15 protein-coding genes are annotated in these 15,616 nt (G+C 71.7%); 4 read left to right on the top strand and 11 right to left on the bottom strand.

The features are described from left to right. Positions 1–143 precede the first annotated feature (143 nt). The 3 genes from ACFVT2_RS30715 to ACFVT2_RS30725 are packed head-to-tail and all read right to left on the bottom strand — an operon-like array spanning position 144 to position 3,057. Positions 144–1,319: a dipeptidase gene (locus ACFVT2_RS30715; protein WP_390023067.1), complete on the bottom strand. Its 1,176-nt coding sequence runs from the start codon at positions 1,317–1,319 to the stop codon at positions 144–146. Further along, positions 1,316–1,855 carry a 5-(carboxyamino)imidazole ribonucleotide mutase gene (gene purE / locus ACFVT2_RS30720; RefSeq protein ID WP_390023069.1) on the bottom strand — a complete coding sequence of 180 codons (540 nt, stop codon included), beginning with the start codon at positions 1,853–1,855 and terminating at the stop codon, positions 1,316–1,318. The genes ACFVT2_RS30715 and purE overlap by 4 nt, the downstream gene beginning before the upstream one ends. After that, complete coding sequence (locus tag ACFVT2_RS30725; protein WP_390023071.1) at positions 1,852–3,057, bottom strand: 5-(carboxyamino)imidazole ribonucleotide synthase; 1,206 nt, start codon at positions 3,055–3,057, stop codon at positions 1,852–1,854. The genes purE and ACFVT2_RS30725 overlap by 4 nt, the downstream gene beginning before the upstream one ends. Before the next feature lie 161 nt (positions 3,058–3,218). Here ACFVT2_RS30725 and ACFVT2_RS30730 point away from each other — a divergent pair, with 161 nt between their 5' ends. Together ACFVT2_RS30730 and ACFVT2_RS30735 are read left to right on the top strand one after the other, a co-directional pair. Continuing rightward, on the top strand, positions 3,219–3,659 hold the full coding sequence (locus ACFVT2_RS30730; RefSeq protein ID WP_390023073.1) for a protease inhibitor I42 family protein: 441 nt from the start codon (positions 3,219–3,221) through the stop codon (positions 3,657–3,659). Between the two features lie 162 nt (positions 3,660–3,821). Next, a complete protein-coding gene (locus ACFVT2_RS30735; protein ID WP_390023074.1) occupies positions 3,822–4,331 on the top strand; it encodes a GtrA family protein in 510 nt (169 codons plus the stop codon). A 7-nt stretch (positions 4,332–4,338) separates the two neighbouring features. Here the strand turns inward: ACFVT2_RS30735 and ACFVT2_RS30740 are convergent, their stop codons facing one another. Together ACFVT2_RS30740 and ACFVT2_RS30745 are read right to left on the bottom strand one after the other, a co-directional pair. Further along, on the bottom strand, positions 4,339–5,586 hold the full coding sequence (locus ACFVT2_RS30740; RefSeq protein WP_390023075.1) for an ATP-binding protein: 1,248 nt from the start codon (positions 5,584–5,586) through the stop codon (positions 4,339–4,341). 6 nt (positions 5,587–5,592) lie between these two features. Further along, the gene (locus tag ACFVT2_RS30745) at positions 5,593–6,273 is read right to left on the bottom strand and encodes a response regulator transcription factor (RefSeq protein WP_390023077.1); all 681 of its coding nucleotides are present in this window, start codon (positions 6,271–6,273) and stop codon (positions 5,593–5,595) included. Positions 6,274–6,783: 510 nt separating this feature from the next. On the opposite strand from ACFVT2_RS30745, the gene ACFVT2_RS30750 reads away from it, so the two are divergent. Then, the gene (locus tag ACFVT2_RS30750; RefSeq protein WP_390023078.1) at positions 6,784–8,313 is read left to right on the top strand and encodes a peptide MFS transporter; all 1,530 of its coding nucleotides are present in this window, start codon (positions 6,784–6,786) and stop codon (positions 8,311–8,313) included. A 137-nt stretch (positions 8,314–8,450) separates the two neighbouring features. On the opposite strand, the gene ACFVT2_RS30755 is transcribed toward ACFVT2_RS30750, so the two are convergent. The 6 genes from ACFVT2_RS30755 to ACFVT2_RS30780 all read right to left on the bottom strand — a co-directional run bounded on the left by ACFVT2_RS30755 (position 8,451) and on the right by ACFVT2_RS30780 (position 14,364). Then, positions 8,451–9,890, bottom strand: coding sequence for a hypothetical protein (locus tag ACFVT2_RS30755; RefSeq protein WP_390023079.1), 1,440 nt, complete (start codon positions 9,888–9,890; stop codon positions 8,451–8,453). Next, the gene (locus tag ACFVT2_RS30760) at positions 9,890–11,290 is read right to left on the bottom strand and encodes a hypothetical protein (RefSeq protein WP_390023080.1); all 1,401 of its coding nucleotides are present in this window, start codon (positions 11,288–11,290) and stop codon (positions 9,890–9,892) included. The genes ACFVT2_RS30755 and ACFVT2_RS30760 overlap by 1 nt, the downstream gene beginning before the upstream one ends. Further along, a complete protein-coding gene (locus ACFVT2_RS30765) occupies positions 11,287–12,357 on the bottom strand; it encodes a hypothetical protein (protein WP_390023081.1) in 1,071 nt (356 codons plus the stop codon). Before ACFVT2_RS30765 ends, ACFVT2_RS30760 begins: the two co-directional genes overlap by 4 nt. 19 nt (positions 12,358–12,376) lie before the next feature. Then, complete coding sequence (locus ACFVT2_RS30770) at positions 12,377–13,090, bottom strand: LPXTG cell wall anchor domain-containing protein (RefSeq protein WP_390023082.1); 714 nt, start codon at positions 13,088–13,090, stop codon at positions 12,377–12,379. Between the two features lie 245 nt (positions 13,091–13,335). Then, on the bottom strand, positions 13,336–13,824 hold the full coding sequence (locus tag ACFVT2_RS30775; protein ID WP_390023084.1) for an ATP-binding protein: 489 nt from the start codon (positions 13,822–13,824) through the stop codon (positions 13,336–13,338). A gap of 171 nt (positions 13,825–13,995) precedes the next feature. Further along, positions 13,996–14,364, bottom strand: a complete 369-nt coding sequence (locus tag ACFVT2_RS30780) for an STAS domain-containing protein (RefSeq protein ID WP_390023085.1) — start codon at positions 14,362–14,364, stop codon at positions 13,996–13,998. Between the two features lie 272 nt (positions 14,365–14,636). Here ACFVT2_RS30780 and ACFVT2_RS30785 point away from each other — a divergent pair, with 272 nt between their 5' ends. Then, complete coding sequence (locus ACFVT2_RS30785) at positions 14,637–15,575, top strand: RNA polymerase sigma factor SigF (protein ID WP_390023086.1); 939 nt, start codon at positions 14,637–14,639, stop codon at positions 15,573–15,575. Positions 15,576–15,616: the final 41 nt, after the last annotated feature.

The raw sequence follows: 15,616 nt of genomic DNA on the forward strand, positions 1-15,616 counted from the left end.
TCCCACGCCGCCCGCCCCACCCCAGCCCCACAGAACCGGCACCGCGGCCGAACAGCCCGCGCAGCGGACCCGCCGCCGCCAGGCGAAACGGCGCCGCACCCGGCAACGTGGGACGGCTCAAACGGACGGCTCAAACGGACGGCTCAGCCGAGCGTCACGTTCGACGGCCCCCGCCGCCCCCGCTCGGCGCGGGCGACGGACTCCGCGTCGCGGAGTACCCGGACCGCGTTCTGCCACGTCAGCTTCGCCAGGTCGGCCGGCGACCACTCGCGGTCGAGGAGTTCGGCGATGAGGTTCGGGTAGCCGGCGACGTCGGCCAGGTCGGCGGGGGTGAAGGCGGTGCCGTCGAAGTCGCCGCCGATGCCGACGTGGTCGATGCCGGCGACCTCGCGCATGTGGTCGAGGTGGTCGGCGACGGTGGCCGCGGTGGCCGTCGGGCGCGGGTTGGCGGCCTCGAAGGCGCGCTGGACCGTCATGCCCGCCTCGGTGGTGTCGAGGTGGTGCAGGCCGTGGGCGCGCATGTTCTCGTCGGCGCGCAGCGTCCACTCGACCGCCGCGGGCAGCACGAACTTCGGGACGAAGGTGGCCATCGCGACCCCGCCGTTGGCGGGTAGTTGGGCCAGGACGTCGTCGGGGATGTTGCGCGGGTGGTCGCAGACCGCACGGGCCGAGGAGTGCGAGAAGATCACCGGCGCGGTGCTGACCCGGAGCGCGGCGCGCATGGTGTCCGGGGAGACGTGCGAGAGGTCGACGAGCATCCCGCAGCGGTTCATCTCGCGGACGACCTCTTCGCCGAAGGCCGACAGGCCGTGGTGGCGCGGGGTGTCGGTCGCCGAGTCCGCCCAGTCGTTGTTGTCGTTGTGGGTGAGCGTCATGTAGCGGACGCCCAGGGTGTGGAAGGCCCGCAGGGTGGCCAGCGAGTTGTTGATCGAGTGGCCGCCCTCGGCTCCCATGAGGGAGGCGATGCGGCCCTGCGCACGAGCCTCCTCCATGTCGTCGGCGGTGGCCGCCAGACGCAGATCGGCTGCGTAACGCGTCGTCAGCTGCTGTACGACATCGATCTGTTCCAGGGTGGCGCTGACGGCCCGGTCGCCGGCGTAGTCGGAGCGTACGTACACCGACCAGAACTGCGCGCCGACCCCGCCGGCCCGCAGGCGGGGGATGTCGGTGTGCAGGCTGGCGCTCTGGTCGGTGGCGACGTCGCGCCGGTCGAGGTCGTAGCGGACCTGTTCGCGCAGTGCCCAGGGGAGGTCGTTGTGGCCGTCGACGACCGGCCAGCGGGCGAGGAGCTCCAGCGCGGCTTCGCGGGAGGCCGTCACTTGCCGCCGCCGAAGCCGAAGCCGGCGGACCCGGCGACCTTGTTGCGCAGCCGCTTGCCCTTCTCGGTGGCCTGGTCGTTCAGCTCCTGCTGGAACTCCTTCATGCGGGAGAGGAGTTCGGGGTCGTGCGCGGCGAGCATCCGGGCGGCGAGCAGTCCGGCGTTGCGGGCGCCGCCGACGGAGACCGTGGCGACCGGGACGCCGGCCGGCATCTGGACGATGGAGAGGAGGGAGTCCATGCCGTCGAGGTACTTCAGCGGGACGGGGACGCCGATGACCGGCAGGGGGGTGACGGAGGCGAGCATGCCCGGCAGATGGGCGGCTCCCCCGGCGCCGGCGATGATCGCCTTCAGGCCGCGGCCGGCCGCCCGTTCGCCGTACGCGATCATCTCGTGCGGCATGCGGTGGGCCGAGACCACGTCGACCTCGTAGCCGATCTCGAACTCGTCCAGGGCCTGGGCGGCGGCTTCCATGACGGGCCAGTCGGAGTCGGAGCCCATGACGATGCCGACGACGACGGGGGTGCTCGCTGTCATTCCGTGATCGTTCCTCGCAAATAGCCGGCGGCGTGTGCGGCGCGCTCACGCACATCCGCCAGGTCGTCGCCGTAGGTGTTGACGTGCCCGACCTTGCGGCCCGGCTTCACGTCCTTGCCGTACATGTGAATCTTCAACTGCGGATCGCGGGCCATGCAATGGAGATAGGCCGCATACATGTCCGGGTAGTCGCCGCCGAGGACGTTGGCCATCACCGTCCAGCGGGCGCGCGGGCGCGGGTCGCCGAGCGGGAGGTCGAGGACGGCCCGGACGTGGTTGGCGAACTGCGAGGTGATCGCGCCGTCCTGGGTCCAGTGGCCGGAGTTGTGCGGGCGCATGGCCAGCTCGTTGACGAGGACGGCGGGCGAGCCGTCGGCGTCCCGGACCTCGAACAGCTCGACCGCGAGGTGCCCGACGACGCCGAGTTCGTCGGCGATCCGCAGGGCGAGCTGCTGGGCGTGGGTGGAGAGCTCGTCGGAGAGGCCGGGGGCCGGCGCGATCACGGTGTCGCAGACGCCGTTGACCTGCACGGACTCCACGACCGGGTAGGCGACGGCCTGGCCGTGCGGGGAGCGGACGACGTTGGCAGCGAGTTCGCGGACGAAGGCGACCTTCTCCTCCGCCAGGACGGGCACGCCGGCGAGGAACGGCTCCGCCGCCTCCTTGGAGGATCGCACGACCCATACGCCCTTGCCGTCATAGCCGCCGCGGACGGTCTTGAGGACCACCGGGAAGCCGCCCGACCCGTCGCCCGGCCACCGCCCCTCAACGAGGCGCTCCGCGCCGCCCTCGCTGATCTCGGCCGCGAACCGCTCCACGTCGGCCGGGTCGGACACGATGCGGTGGCGCGGGCAGGGGGCGCCGATGGCGTCCAGCTTGGCCCGCATCACGCCCTTGTCCTGGGCGTGCACCAGCGCGTCCGGGCCTGGGCGGACCGGGATGCCCTCGGCCTCCAGCGCCCGCAAGTGCGCGGTGGGGACGTGCTCGTGATCGAAGGTGATGACATCGCAGCCGCGGGCGAAGGCGCGCAGGGTGTCCAGATCGCGGTAGTCGCCGACGACGACTTCGCTGACCACCTGAGCCGCCGAGTCCTGCGGGGTGTCACTGAGGAGCTTGAACTTGATGCCGAGGGGGATACCCGCCTCGTGGGTCATACGGGCGAGCTGACCGCCGCCGACCATGCCGACTACCGGGAACGTCACGCCCCCAGGGTAGCCGCCCGACGGTCGTGCACCCGACCCGCGCTTGGAGGATCATCTAAGGGCAGGCGTTCGAGGGTGATCGGGAAGTTCCACCACCGCGGTGGGGTTCCGGACCGGCGGCGGACGGTTCCGGCCCCGGCCCGGCGATAGGGGGAGGCCGCATGGAGAGCGGCGACATAACGAGGAGCTCCCGGGCGCTGGTGACCGTCATCGCCGTCGCCGCGCTGCTGATCGCCCTGTACACGGTGGTCAGCGAACTGTCCGGGCCGGAGGTGTACGGCCCCGAAGACACCGAGATCGCGGTCTCCGCCGGCGACCGCTTCACCATCGAGGTCCCCGACGACCCCGGCGACGGCTATCAGTGGATCATCGCCGCCCCGCGACCGGATCCGGCCGTTCTACGGGCCACCGGCGACAGGGCCGCCCCACCGGCCCCCGTCGGCGGGCCACCGCCCCCGGGCCGCGGCTCCCGGGCGCTGGGCTTCGAGGCCGTCCACTCGGGCCGCACCGACCTGCGGTTGCTGCGCTGTCGGCGGTGCGCGACGGGGGCGGCGGACGAGCCCGGGGCCCGCGCTCTCAACTTCCGGGTCACGGTCGGTTGACGGTCGGTTGACGGCCGGTCGCCCCCTGTCGTGACCGTATTCGTGCGCCCGGTCGCGGGACGGACCACCCGCGCACCGCGGCGTGGCGCACGTGGTTAGCATGAGGGGCCTACCGGGCCGCCGGCCCGCCTACCGCCCACGACGGGGAGCTGAACGATCACCATGAGTGAACGGAGCGCGCTGCGGTCGAGGCTGGAGGCGCTCACCCGGGAAATCGTGAAGTTCGGTGCCGTCGGCGGCGCCGGGGTCGTGGTGAACTTCGCGGTCTTCAACCTCGTCCGGCATCTGACCGAGCTCCCCGTGGTCCGGGCGAGCATCGTGGCGACGGTGGTGGCCACGGTCACCAACTACGTCGGCTACCGCTACTTCGCCTACCGGGACCGCGACAAGCACGGCCGGACCCGGGAGCTGACGCTGTTCCTGCTGTTCAGCGTGGTCGGCCTGGTCATCGAGAACGGCATCCTGTACACCGCGACCTACGGGTTCGACTGGGACAGTCCGCTGCAGAGCAACGTCTTCAAGTTCCTCGGCATAGGGATCGCCACGCTGTTCCGCTTCTGGTCGTACCGCACCTGGGTCTTCCGGGCGCTGCCCGCCCGGGAGGCGGTGGAGACCGCCGAGTCGTTCCTGACGGACGGTTCCCGGCTGCCGAGCGGCGCGTCCCGGAAGTAGGCCCGGCTCACTCCTCGGTGGGCTCGCCCTCCCGGGCCAGGAAAAGCGCGAAGACCGGCGGGTGCTGCTGGAGCAGTTCCAGCCGGCCGCCGTCCGCCTCGGCCAGGTCGCGGGCGACGGCGAGCCCCAGGCCGGTGGAGTTGCGGCCGGAGACGGTCCGCTCGAAGACCCGTGAGCCGAGGTCGGGCGGGACTCCGGGGCCGGCGTCGGTGACCTCGACGACCGCCTGGTTGCCGGTGACGCGGGTGCGCAGCGCGACCGTTCCGTCGCCGTGCATCAGGGAGTTCTCGATCAGGGTGGCCAGCACCTGGGCGACCGCGCCCGGGGTGCCTACGGCCCGCAGGCTCTTCTTGCCGGAGCGGACGATGGCCCGTCCGGCGCTGCGGTAGGCCGGGCGCCACTCCTCGATCTGCTGCTTGACCACCTCGTCCAGGTCGAAGGCGACCGCCGAGCCGGTGCGCGGGTCCCGGGAGTTGGTCAGCAGCCGCTGCACCACGTCCGTCAGCCGCTCCACCTGGGCCAGGGCGATGGTGGCCTCTTCCTTCACGGTGTCCGGATCGTCGGTGAGGGTGATCTCCTCCAGCCGCATGGACAGCGCGGTCAGCGGGGTGCGCAGCTGGTGCGAGGCGTCGGCGGCGAGCCGCCGCTCGGCGGTGAGCATCCGGGCGATCCGCTCGGCGCTGCCGTCCAGGACGTCGGCGACCCGGTCCAGCTCCTGGACGCCGTAGCGGCGGTGGCGGGGCCGGGGGTCGCCGGAGCCGAGCCGCTCGGCGGTCTCGGCGAGGTCGGTGAGGGGGGCGGTGAGGCGGCGGGCCTGCCGGATGGCGAGCACCACGGCCGCCAGGATCGCCAGCAGGGCGACGGCGAGGATCACCAGCAGGGTCCGGCCGATCTCGGCGCTGACCGTGGAGCGGGACTCCTGGACCGTGACCGATTCGCCGCGGTCGCCGCGCACCGACGACTCGATCACGTCGCCGACCGGGCGCTGCCCGATCTGGATCTTCGGCTTGCCGGGGACCGTGATCTCGGCGTAGCGGTAGGCGGTGATCTGCTCGGAGAGGATCTGCGGGGTGATCTTCTCGCCGCTGCCCAGTCGGCTCTCCACTATCCCGACCAGCCGGACCGCCTCGGAGGCCACGCTCTCCTGTGCGCCGGACTGGATGGTGCGGGTCTCGACGATCACCAAGGAGACGCCGAAGACGGCGATGACGACGAGCACCACGGCGAGCGTGGAGTTGATCAGTCGGCGGCGCACGGGCCCCTAGCTCTTTTCGAAGCGGAAGCCGACCCCGCGGACGGTGGCGATGTACCGCGGGTTGGCGGCGTCGTCGCCGAGCTTCTTGCGGAGCCAGGAGATGTGCATGTCCAGCGTCTTGGTGGACGACCACCAGGTGGTGTCCCAGACCTCGCGCATCAGCTGGTCGCGGGTGACGACCCGGCCGGCGTCCCGCACCAGGACCCGCAGCAGGTCGAATTCCTTCGCGGTGAGCTGGAGTTCCTCTTCGCCCATCCAGGCACGGTGCGACTCGACGTCGATCCGCACGCCGTGGGTGGCGGGCGGCTGCTGGGGCTCGGCGGTGGAGCCGCGGCGGAGCAGGGCCCGGACCCGGGCGAGCAACTCGGCGAGCCGGAAGGGCTTGGTGACGTAGTCGTCCGCGCCGGCGTCCAGGCCGACGACGGTGTCCACCTCGTCGGCGCGGGCGGTCAGCACCAGGATCGGGAAGGAATGGCCTTCGTTGCGCAGCCGGCGACAGACCTCAAGACCGTCCATACCGGGCAGTCCCAGATCCAGGACCACGAGGTCGATGTTGCCCTGGAGACCGGCGTCGAGCGCCGTCGGGCCGTCCTCACGCACCTCGACGTCGTAACCCTCGCGGCGCAGGGCGCGGGCGAGCGGCTCCGAGATGGACGCGTCATCCTCGGCGAGCAGTACACGGGTCATGGGCCGATGGTAGTCCGATGTACCGACAGGAAAGGGCGGACCAGCACGGATGGGCGACAGCGGGCCCGTTTCCGCGCCCGCTCGCGCGCCCGGGCCGCGGGCGCGCGGGTGTAAACGCGGTCGCAGAGACGGGTACCGGCGGTTCCCCGTGCCAGTGTGAGCGTTCTCTCACGACTCCCAACGTGCTGGCAAGCGGACGTATGGTGTCCGGAACGTCCAACGCACAACCCCAGGACCCGTGGCGCGGAACTGACGTCATCGGTCCTTGTTGTGTGCGGGGCTGGTATCCCCAGTCCCTTACACAGTGAAAGACCTGTCGACCGGGTCCGCCGGCCGCGCTATCGCGGCACGGGGGCGTGGATCCCGGCGTTCGGCCTCCCGTCGACCCTCTCCATGTGGTGTCGAAACCTCCCAGACGTGAGGGCGGGCAGGGCGGCGTCGGTGCCGGTCACCCCCACCCGGGCGCATACCGAGTCCCTCGGACGCGTCCCGAGAAGCAAGGAACCACCCATGGCGTCCAGCCTGACGAAGGACGCGGCCCAGCAGGGAACCCCTGTCAACGGCGGCAAGACCTTCTTCGGCCACCCCCGCGGTCTGGCCACTCTCTTCATGACCGAGATGTGGGAGCGCTTCAGCTTCTACGGCATGCGTGCCCTGCTCATCTTGTACCTGATCTCCGGCGGTCCCGATGCCGGATCCGGTTCCCAGGGCGGCGGCCTGGCCATGAAAATGACCACGGCCTCGGCGATCTACGCCGTCTACCTGGCCATGGTCTACCTGCTGGCCATGCCCGGCGGCTGGTTCGGCGACCGGGTGTGGGGTCCCCGTAAGACGGTCGCGGTCGCCGCGGGCGTCATCATGGTCGGTCACCTCACGCTGGCCGTCCCCGGCCAGGCGATGTTCTTCGTGGGTCTGGCGCTGGTCGCGGCCGGTTCGGGTCTGCTGAAGGCCAACATCTCCACGATGGTCGGCCACCTCTACGACGGTCCGCAGGACCCGCGTCGGGACGGCGGCTTCACCGTCTTCTACATGGGCATCAACCTCGGTGCCTTCGCCGCGCCGCTGGTCATCGGCACCGTCGGCCAGAGCGTCAACTGGCACCTGGGCTTCGCGCTGGCCGCGGTCGGCATGGCGCTGGGTCTGGTCCAGTTCCTGATCGGCACCCGCCACCTCAGCCCGAAGTCCAGCGTCGTCCCGAAGCCGATGGTGGCCGAGGAGCGCACCATGTGGCTGCGCAAGGGCCTGATCTGGACGGCGATCGCCGCGGTCTTCTACGGCGTGGTCATCGCCACCGGGCACTTCACCCTGAACTGGGCGCTGATCCCGATCAGCCTGCTCGGCCTGATCATCCCGATCAGCGTGCTGGTGCGCATCAAGCGCGACAAGGACCTGTCCGAATCCGAGCAGACCAAGGTCAGCGGCTACATCTGGTTCTTCGTGGCCGCCGCCGTCTTCTGGATGATCTACGACCAGGGCGGCTCGACGATGTCGGCCTTCGCCGACCAGAAGACCAACGGCGACGTGCTGGGCTTCGACTTCCCGTCCTCGTGGTTCCAGTCCGTGAACCCGCTGTGGGTGATGGCGATGGCTCCGGTCTTCGCCTGGCTGTGGATGTGGCTGACGCGCCGTGACCGCGAGCCCAGCACCACGGTGAAGTTCGCGATGGCCATGGTCATCATCGGTGCCTCGTTCTTCGTCTTCATCGTCCCGATGGGGATGGCGACGCACGGCACGAAGGTGAGCCCGATGTGGCTGATCTCGATCTACATGATCCAGACGATCGGCGAGCTGTGCCTGTCGCCGGTCGGCCTCTCGGTCACCACCAAGATGGCGCCGGCCAAGTACGCCAGCCAGATGATGGGCGTGTGGTTCCTCGCCGTCACCGCCGGCGACTGCATCACCAGCCTGCTGTCCATCGGCGGGGTGGACCTGAGCGGCATCCCGGTGCTGGCCCTGGAGGCCGGTCTGGCGGTGCTGGCCGGTATCGCGGTCTACACGTACCGGAAGAAGATCGTGGCGCTGATGGGGGACGTGCGCTGACGCGCCCCCGGTAGCAGGAGAAGGGCCCGGCACGCTGATGCGTGCCGGGCCCTTCCGTATGCCGGGGCCGTGAGTCCCGGTACCAGGTGTGTTGATCACGAGCGTTGTCGACACTCGTGATCAGTACACCCAGGGCCTCATCGGCGCAGTCGCCGCGGGGCGAAGGTGAAGACCGCGGCGCCGAGCAGGACGACCGTGCCGGCGAGCACGCCGAGGGCGGTCAGCGCACCGTGGTCGTCCGCGCCGGTCTGGGCGAGGCCGCCGGCGCTGCCGCTGCCGCCGGACACGCTGGCCGGTCCGGCCGCGCCGCTCCCGGAGGACGCACCGCCCGTCGAGCCGCCCGAGGTACCGCCGGGCTGGGCGGCGGTGTCCAGGGCGAGCGAGACCCCGGGGTCCTTCTCCGGGGTGCAGGTGGTGGTCGTGCCGAGGGCGTTGATGGTGAGGACGCCCGGGGTGAGCGTCGTCTTGCCGGTGGCACCGGGCTTGTAGGTGCCCTTGAGGTCGGGGATCTCGATGGGCTGGCCGGCCTTGATGGGCTGGCTGTTGGTGGGGCCCGCCACCGGGACGGAGCCCTTGTCGGCGCCGCCCACCTTCACGTCCATCGACGGTTTGACCGAGCCCTTGGGGATGTCGGCCGGGCTGTCCATGACGGACTTGGCGAAGTGCACCGTCAGGTCGTAGGCGCCGCCCTTCTTGACGCCGTTGATCTGGACCGGCGAGGTGGCCTTCTTGTCGCCGATGGGCGTCTTGCAGGCGTAGGGGACCTGCACCTCCTTGCCCTTGTACGCGGTGCCGTCGGGGTCGCCGCCCGAGCCGCCGGTGGAGCCGGAGGTGCCGGAGGTGCCGCCGCTGGTGCCCGCGCTGCCGCCGCCGGTGGTGGTCGCGCCGCCGGAGCCGGTGCCGCCGGAGCTGGTGCCGCCGGCGGTCGTCCCGCCGCTGCTCGTTCCACCGCTGGTCGTCCCGCCGGTGGTCGCGCCGCCGGTAGAGCCGCCGCCGTCCGTCACCTTGATGGTGACCGCCGGGTGCACCGCCTCCTTGGGCGTGCATTTGGTGTCCGTGGAGATCGGCTTGTTGACGTTGATGTTGTACGCACCGGGCGTCAGGGTGACCTCCCCGGGCGCGGTGAGTTTCAGCGTGCCCTTCATGGCGGACAGCTTCATCGGGCTGTTCTTCGGGATCGGCGGGTTCTGCCGCGGGCCCTGCACGGCCAGGTCCCCGGTCTGCGCCCCGGCGACCTTGATCGTGCCGGTCGGCTGGACGGTGTCCTTGGCCAGGTCGAGGATGCCGGGGTTCTGGGAGGCGGCCTGGACCGTCGTCCAGACCACCTCGACCGCATCGCCGACCTTGGCGGTCGCGGGCGCGGTGACCTCGACCTTGGTGGTGCCTTCGACGGGCGGCAGCCCCGATATCGGCGGCGGCTGACACTCCGTCCGGTACGCCACCTCGGCCGCCTGGGCGGTCCCGGCGGCGGTGACCACACCCGCCCCCGCGAGTACCAGCGCGGCCGCCGCGGCGGTGCCCGCTCGTCTGCGTTGTCCGGTCGGCCTCGTGGGCCGGGTCAGCCTCATCAACGTCATCACGCGGAACCTTTCGAGGGGGGTTGTTCGGTTGATGTGGTGGACGGTGCGGTGTCCGGGGTGAACCACGGCAGGGCGGCGGTGCCGTCCGGTGCGGCGCCGGTGCCGTGGTCCGTGCCGTGCTGGTCCTGCTGTCGGCTCTTCTGGCGGCTCTTGCGCGGTTTCCCCTGCTGGTCCTTGGTGGTTCGCCGGGGGTACGGACGGTGCGGGGTCCTCCCGGGGCGGACGGTGGTGCCCGGGCGGGGCGGGCGGACGCGGTCGACGACCGCCATCCCGGTCCGGAACACCGCCGTCGGCACGACCACGCACAGCAACACCCAGAAGAGCGTCACGCCCCACGGCCGGCCGACCTCCCACGGCTGCTCGACCAGCAGCTTGCCGCCGTACTTGAGGGAGACCAGGTAGTCCCCGTGCGCCCCGGCGGCCAGCTCCACCGGGAGTCTGACCTCGGTCTTCCGCCCGGCGGGGACGGTCCCCCGCCACTGCTGGTCCTCCCATTGGGGCGCGAAGACGCCGTGCGAGGTGCCGACCTGGAAGACCGGGTCCTTGGCCGGCGCCGAGCCCAAGTTGCCTACGGTGACGGTCAGTTCGCGCTGCGGCGGGGCGCCGAACCAGGTGAGCAGTCCGCTGCTGCCGGTCAGCCGGGGCTGCGCCAGGACGGCCAGCCGGCCGGCGCTGACGTCCTGCGGCAGCGGCGCGACCGGGTGCCCGGCCACCTTGAACGCGGCGTCCGCGGCGGCCGCCGGGCCGGTCACGGTCGCCACGTGCACCACGCAGGGGCAGGGCTTGGGCGGTTCGGCGACCGGCAGCGGCTTGCTGAACGCGCCCCGGTCGTCGGTGGTGACGGCCCGCCCGTCGCCGTTGGCGCAGGAGTTGGTGCCGCCGATCATGTTCTGTCCGCAGATCAGCAACGTCAGCAGGGTGCGCGGGCGCCAGCCCTGCCCGGTGACGGTGACGCTGCCGCCGGCACCCGCCTCCTTCTGGGAGACCGCTACGGAGGGCGCGCCGCCGGCCGGGGCGGCGCTCGCGGCCGGGGCGGGCAGGCCGGGCAGCAGGACCGGGAACAGGGCCAGCGCGAGGGCGAGGGCAGCGCGCAGAACGGGCGGGCGGCGGTGCCACCTGCTCCACCGGCCGGTCAGCCGACCGGTCCACAGGCCGGTCCGTTGGCCGGTCCATCGGCTGGTCCACCGATCGGTCCGCAGCCGTCCCGCCGTGCCTGCGGACACAGCCGTGGCCACGGCCATGGCCACGGCCGCGACCACGGCCCCAGTCCCGGCGCCAGCCGGCGCCGCCCCCCACTCGCCCTTGCCGCCGTTCCCGCCGTTCCCACCGCTCTCGCCGTTCCCACCGCTCTCGGCGTTCCCGCTGCTCTCGTCGCTCTCGCCCTTCTCTGCGTTCACCCGCGCACCCCTGATCCCGTCCTCGCGGCCGTCGTGGTGGGCCCCGTCCCGTCCGTACTGCCCGTACTGCCCGTGCTGCCCGTGCTGTCCGTCCCGGTTCCGCTCGCCCGCCGTGCGCCGTCGGTAGCCCGGGTCCCGGGCCGGTCCGGTGGGCCGCCGCCGTCGTCGTGCGCTCCGCCGGCCCAGCTGCCTCCCGTACGGTCCGCGCGGCCGGTGCGTCTGCGGCGCCGGAGGACCGCCCAGCCGCCCCCGCCCACCGCCAGGAGGAGCAGCGGCGCGGCGCCCGCGCCCCAGGGGGCGGCGGTGTACCGGGCGGTGGCGGTGTCCTGCGCGCCGCCCGCCGCGGTCGCGGTGAGCCGTACGTCCACCGCGTCCAGGGCGGGCGGATCGGGCCAGGTCTCGGTCCGGTCGACGCGGGCGCCGGGTGGGAGGACGCCCGGCAGGGGGCGGGCGGGCCGGCGCAGCAGCGGCCCGAAGAGGCCGTCGGCGCGGACCGCCAGTCGCGGCCGGAGCGCGGTGTTCCCGCGGTTGACCAGGGTGTAGTGGATCTCCGCGGCGCTCCCCCGCCGGGTCACCGAGACGTGTTCGACGGTGAGCGCGGACAGCGTGGGCCCGGTCACCCGTAGCCGGACCGGGATCCGGGTCCGGGCGCCGGGCGCGGTGCCGGTCACGGTGAGCGCGCCGGAGCGGCCGCCGGGGGTGGCGGTGCGCGGCACGGTCATCGTGAACGGCACGCTCGCCTGCGTCCGCGGCGGCACCGTCACCTCCGCCGTGCCGAACGCCAGCCACGCCCCGGCGCCGTCTCCGGCCAGCCGTACGGTGACCGGCCGGTCGGACGGATTGCGGACGGCCAGCCGGTCGGTGAGCGCGGCGCCCGGTGGCCCCTCCAGGTAGAAGGACGTCCGGGCGGCCCCGGTCGGCGCGGCGGACCAGCCCGGTGCGGCGGGGGCGGACGGCCCGGCCGGTACGGCGGCGGGCGGACGGGCCGCGGCCGCCGCGGGGCACAGCAGGACGGCGGCGGCCGCGAGGGCGGCGCCGGTGGCCGCGGTGCGGGGACGGAACGGCATCGGCGGCTCCCGGTGGAGGTCAGGCCCGTTGATGACGGCGGGTCAGCCACAGCGCTCCGGCCGCGCCGGCCAGGAGGACGGTGCCGCCGAGGGTGCCCAGGGCGAGGGTGGAGTCCGTCGGTCCGGTCTGCGGCAGTTGACCGCCGCCGGTCGAGCCGCCCGCCGCCGCGGAGCCACCGCTGCCGCCGGAACCGCCGCTGCCCTTCACGTCCAGGGACAGTGCCGGCTTGGGGTGGTTGCTCGGTGTGCAGGTGGTGGTGGTGCCCAGCGCCTTGATGGTGAGCGTGGAGGCGGTGAAGGTGACCTTCCCGCTGGCCTTCGGGGTGTACGTGCCGCTCAAATCGCTGATCTTGATCGGGGTGTTGGCCGGTACCGCCTGGTCGTTGGGCGCGCCGCTGACCTGCACCGTGCCGCTCTCCGCGCCGCCCAGCTGGATCAGCGCGCTGGGCTTCATCGCGCCCTTGCCCAGTTCGACGGGGCTGGAGGAGACGCCCTTCTGGAACGACATCACGAGCTTGTACGAGCTCCCGCTGGGCGTCCCCTTGATGTCGATGGGCGAGACCGCCCCCTTGTTACCGATCGGCGTCTTGCACTGGTAGTTGACGTCGACGACCTCGGCGTGCGCGGCGGGTGCGGTGAACAGCACCGCGGAACCGGCCATTGTCGCCGCGGCCGCGGCCAGCCCGGCCGCCCGCCGCGGCCGCCTGCCGTGCTGTGCGTGGAAGCGGGCCACCTTGAGTTCCCCTTCTCCCGGTCGGCGCGCCGCCACGTGTTACTGACGGCGCATCAGATTGGGCGCTCAAGGTACGCCCGGGAGGTTGCCGAGGGAAGGCACGGCACAGCCTCGATACGCGGCACCGGCCGGATCCGTCCGGAAGACGGCCCACCGCGGCCACGACCCGACTCCGACCCGTCCCCGGAAACGACACAGCGCGGGCCCGTAGGCCCGCGCTCGACGTCTCCCGGTCCGCCGCCGCTTCAGGACGGTGCGGCCAGCTCCGCCCAGACGGTCTTGCCCGCACCGTCGGCGTTCCGCACCACGCCCCAGTCCAGGCACAGCCGCTGCACGATGAACATGCCGTGGCCGCCCGGACGTCCGGGGCGGTGCGGGCTGCGCGGCGCCGGCGAACCCGCACCCAGGTCGCTGACCTCCAGGCGGAGCACCTTGGCCGCGCAGCGCAGCCGCAGCTCCTCGGGGCCCTCGGCGTGCAAGCAGGCGTTGGTGACCAGCTCGGAGACGACGAGCAGTACGTCCTCGGCCGCGGCCCGCTGATCGGCGGTCGCGGCCGGCAGCCAGCCCCAGTCGTGCAGCGCCTCCCGGGCGAAGTCACGGGCTCGCGCCACGGCGCCCCGGGTGCCCGCCAGCCGCAGCCGACGGATCTGACCTGCGGGGACGGAAGCGGAAGCGCCGGCGCCGCCCGGCTCCGGGCCGAGATCGCCCGGCGGGTACGGCCGGGTGGTGCTCATCAGCGCTTCACCTCACCGATTCGCCTGTTCACGGACAACAGATAACTCACTGATTCAACGGATTCAGGTGTCTCCTGCCCGACCGGACCGCGAGAACACCCACTTCTTGGGTACGGAAGTTGTGATGCCGACTACGCGCCCGGAACGCATCCTTCCGGACTTCCCGACCGGTCAGTCGACCAAGGCCGCTTCGAGTGAGTCGTGCACCGTGAAAACCGCCTCCGCGCCGGTGATCTCAAAGACCCGGGCCACCACAGGCTGCATCCCGGCCAGATGGACGCCGCCCCCCGCGGCCTCCGCTTTCAGCCGGGCACCGAGCAGGACGTTCAGACCGGTGGAGTCCATGAATTCAAGGGGTGAGCAGTCCACCACGAGGCGTGCGTATCCCTCGTCGACACAGCCTTCCAGTGATTCCCGCAACAGATCCGCGGTGTGGTGATCCAGCTCACCGGCGACGGTCACGACCGCGCTGGGGCCGTGATGGCGGATCTCGACGTGAAGCCGACCCCGGCTTGCACTGCCGACCGTCCCGCGGTCCATGCGAGCGCACCCCTTTTGCTGCCTAGACGACTGTTGTGGTGACGACATTGCTCATGACTGCGCGCGTCGAACCCTACGCCTTCCTGACGCCCGCCGGTAGCCGCACAAAGGGCATAGCGAAGGATTGCGGACAACACGCACTTGCCTTCTTCCATCGAAGCCAGGTAGGCGTAGAAGGACACATTCGAAACGGCCGGCTTTGGAGGCGCCGCACACCGCAGCTTCATGCAGAGGCTTCGGCAGCCATATGCCGAAAACGATGGAGGAGACACATGTCACCCCGGCTCGACGAATTGCGTAGCAAGGACGATCAACGCCCCGCATCGTCGACACCCCGGTCCGATGTGACCGGTCACATTCCTTCCCAGGCGCATGCCGCGGCCGCCGTGCCGGCGAGCGTGCCCGAGCTCGACGGCCTGCCCGAGATCCCACCGTTCGACGAAGTGGGTCCGGTGGATGCGAGGGCCCTGTCGAAAACGCTCTTCGCGCGTCTGGAATCCCTGGACGAAGGCACCCACGAATACGCCTATGTCCGTAACACCCTGGTCGAACTGAACCTCGCCCTCGTGAAGTTCGCGGCCTCCCGGTTCCGCTCCCGCAGCGAACCGATGGAGGACATCGTCCAGGTCGGCACCATCGGTCTGATCAAGGCGATCGACCGTTTCGAGCTCAGCCGCGGCGTGGAATTCCCGACGTTCGCGATGCCGACCATCGTCGGCGAGATCAAGCGTTTCTTCCGCGACACCAGTTGGTCGGTACGGGTTCCGAGGCGACTTCAGGAACTCCGCCTGGACCTGGCAAAAGCGGGCGACGAACTGGCGCAGAAGCTGGACCGGGCACCCACGGTCGGCGAACTCGCCGAACGCCTCGGCATCACCAAGGACGAGGTCGTCGAAGGGATGGCCGCGAGCAACGCCTACACCGCGAGCTCGCTGGACGCCCAGCCCGAGGAGGACGACAGCGAAGGCGCGCTGGCGGACCGGATCGGTTACGAGGACCACGGCCTCGAAGGCATCGAATACGTGGAATCGCTGAAGCCGCTGATCGCCGAACTCCCGTCCCGGGACCGGAAGATCCTCTCGCTGCGATTCGTCGCCAATTTGACGCAGTCCGAGATCGGCGAGGAGTTGGGCATTTCCCAGATGCACGTCTCCCGGCTGCTCTCCCGCACCCTCGTCCGGCTCCGCAAGGGCCTGATGATTGAGGAATAGCCCCCGCGGTCGGCGCCGGCCCGTACGGCCGGCGGACGCCC

Origin of the sequence: Streptomyces sp. NPDC058000, from assembly GCF_042886435.1 — a bacterium.
Lineage (GTDB): Bacteria > Actinomycetota > Actinomycetes > Streptomycetales > Streptomycetaceae > Streptomyces.

Bases quoted from the DNA above. Each gene is read 5' to 3' on its own strand.
- purE (WP_390023069.1), bottom strand. From the start codon at position 1,855: ATGACAGCGAGCACCCCCGTCGTCGTCGGCATCGTCATGGGCTCCGAC.
- ACFVT2_RS30750 (WP_390023078.1), top strand. From the start codon at position 6,784: ATGGCGTCCAGCCTGACGAAGGACGCGGCCCAGCAGGGAACCCCTGTC.
- ACFVT2_RS30765 (WP_390023081.1), bottom strand. From the start codon at position 12,357: ATGCCGTTCCGTCCCCGCACCGCGGCCACCGGCGCCGCCCTCGCGGCC.
- ACFVT2_RS30735 (WP_390023074.1), top strand. From the start codon at position 3,822: ATGAGTGAACGGAGCGCGCTGCGGTCGAGGCTGGAGGCGCTCACCCGG.
- ACFVT2_RS30785 (WP_390023086.1), top strand. From the start codon at position 14,637: ATGTCACCCCGGCTCGACGAATTGCGTAGCAAGGACGATCAACGCCCC.
- ACFVT2_RS30780 (WP_390023085.1), bottom strand. From the start codon at position 14,364: ATGGACCGCGGGACGGTCGGCAGTGCAAGCCGGGGTCGGCTTCACGTC.
- ACFVT2_RS30730 (WP_390023073.1), top strand. From the start codon at position 3,219: ATGGAGAGCGGCGACATAACGAGGAGCTCCCGGGCGCTGGTGACCGTC.
- ACFVT2_RS30745 (WP_390023077.1), bottom strand. From the start codon at position 6,273: ATGACCCGTGTACTGCTCGCCGAGGATGACGCGTCCATCTCGGAGCCG.
- ACFVT2_RS30755 (WP_390023079.1), bottom strand. From the start codon at position 9,890: ATGACGTTGATGAGGCTGACCCGGCCCACGAGGCCGACCGGACAACGC.
- ACFVT2_RS30775 (WP_390023084.1), bottom strand. From the start codon at position 13,824: ATGAGCACCACCCGGCCGTACCCGCCGGGCGATCTCGGCCCGGAGCCG.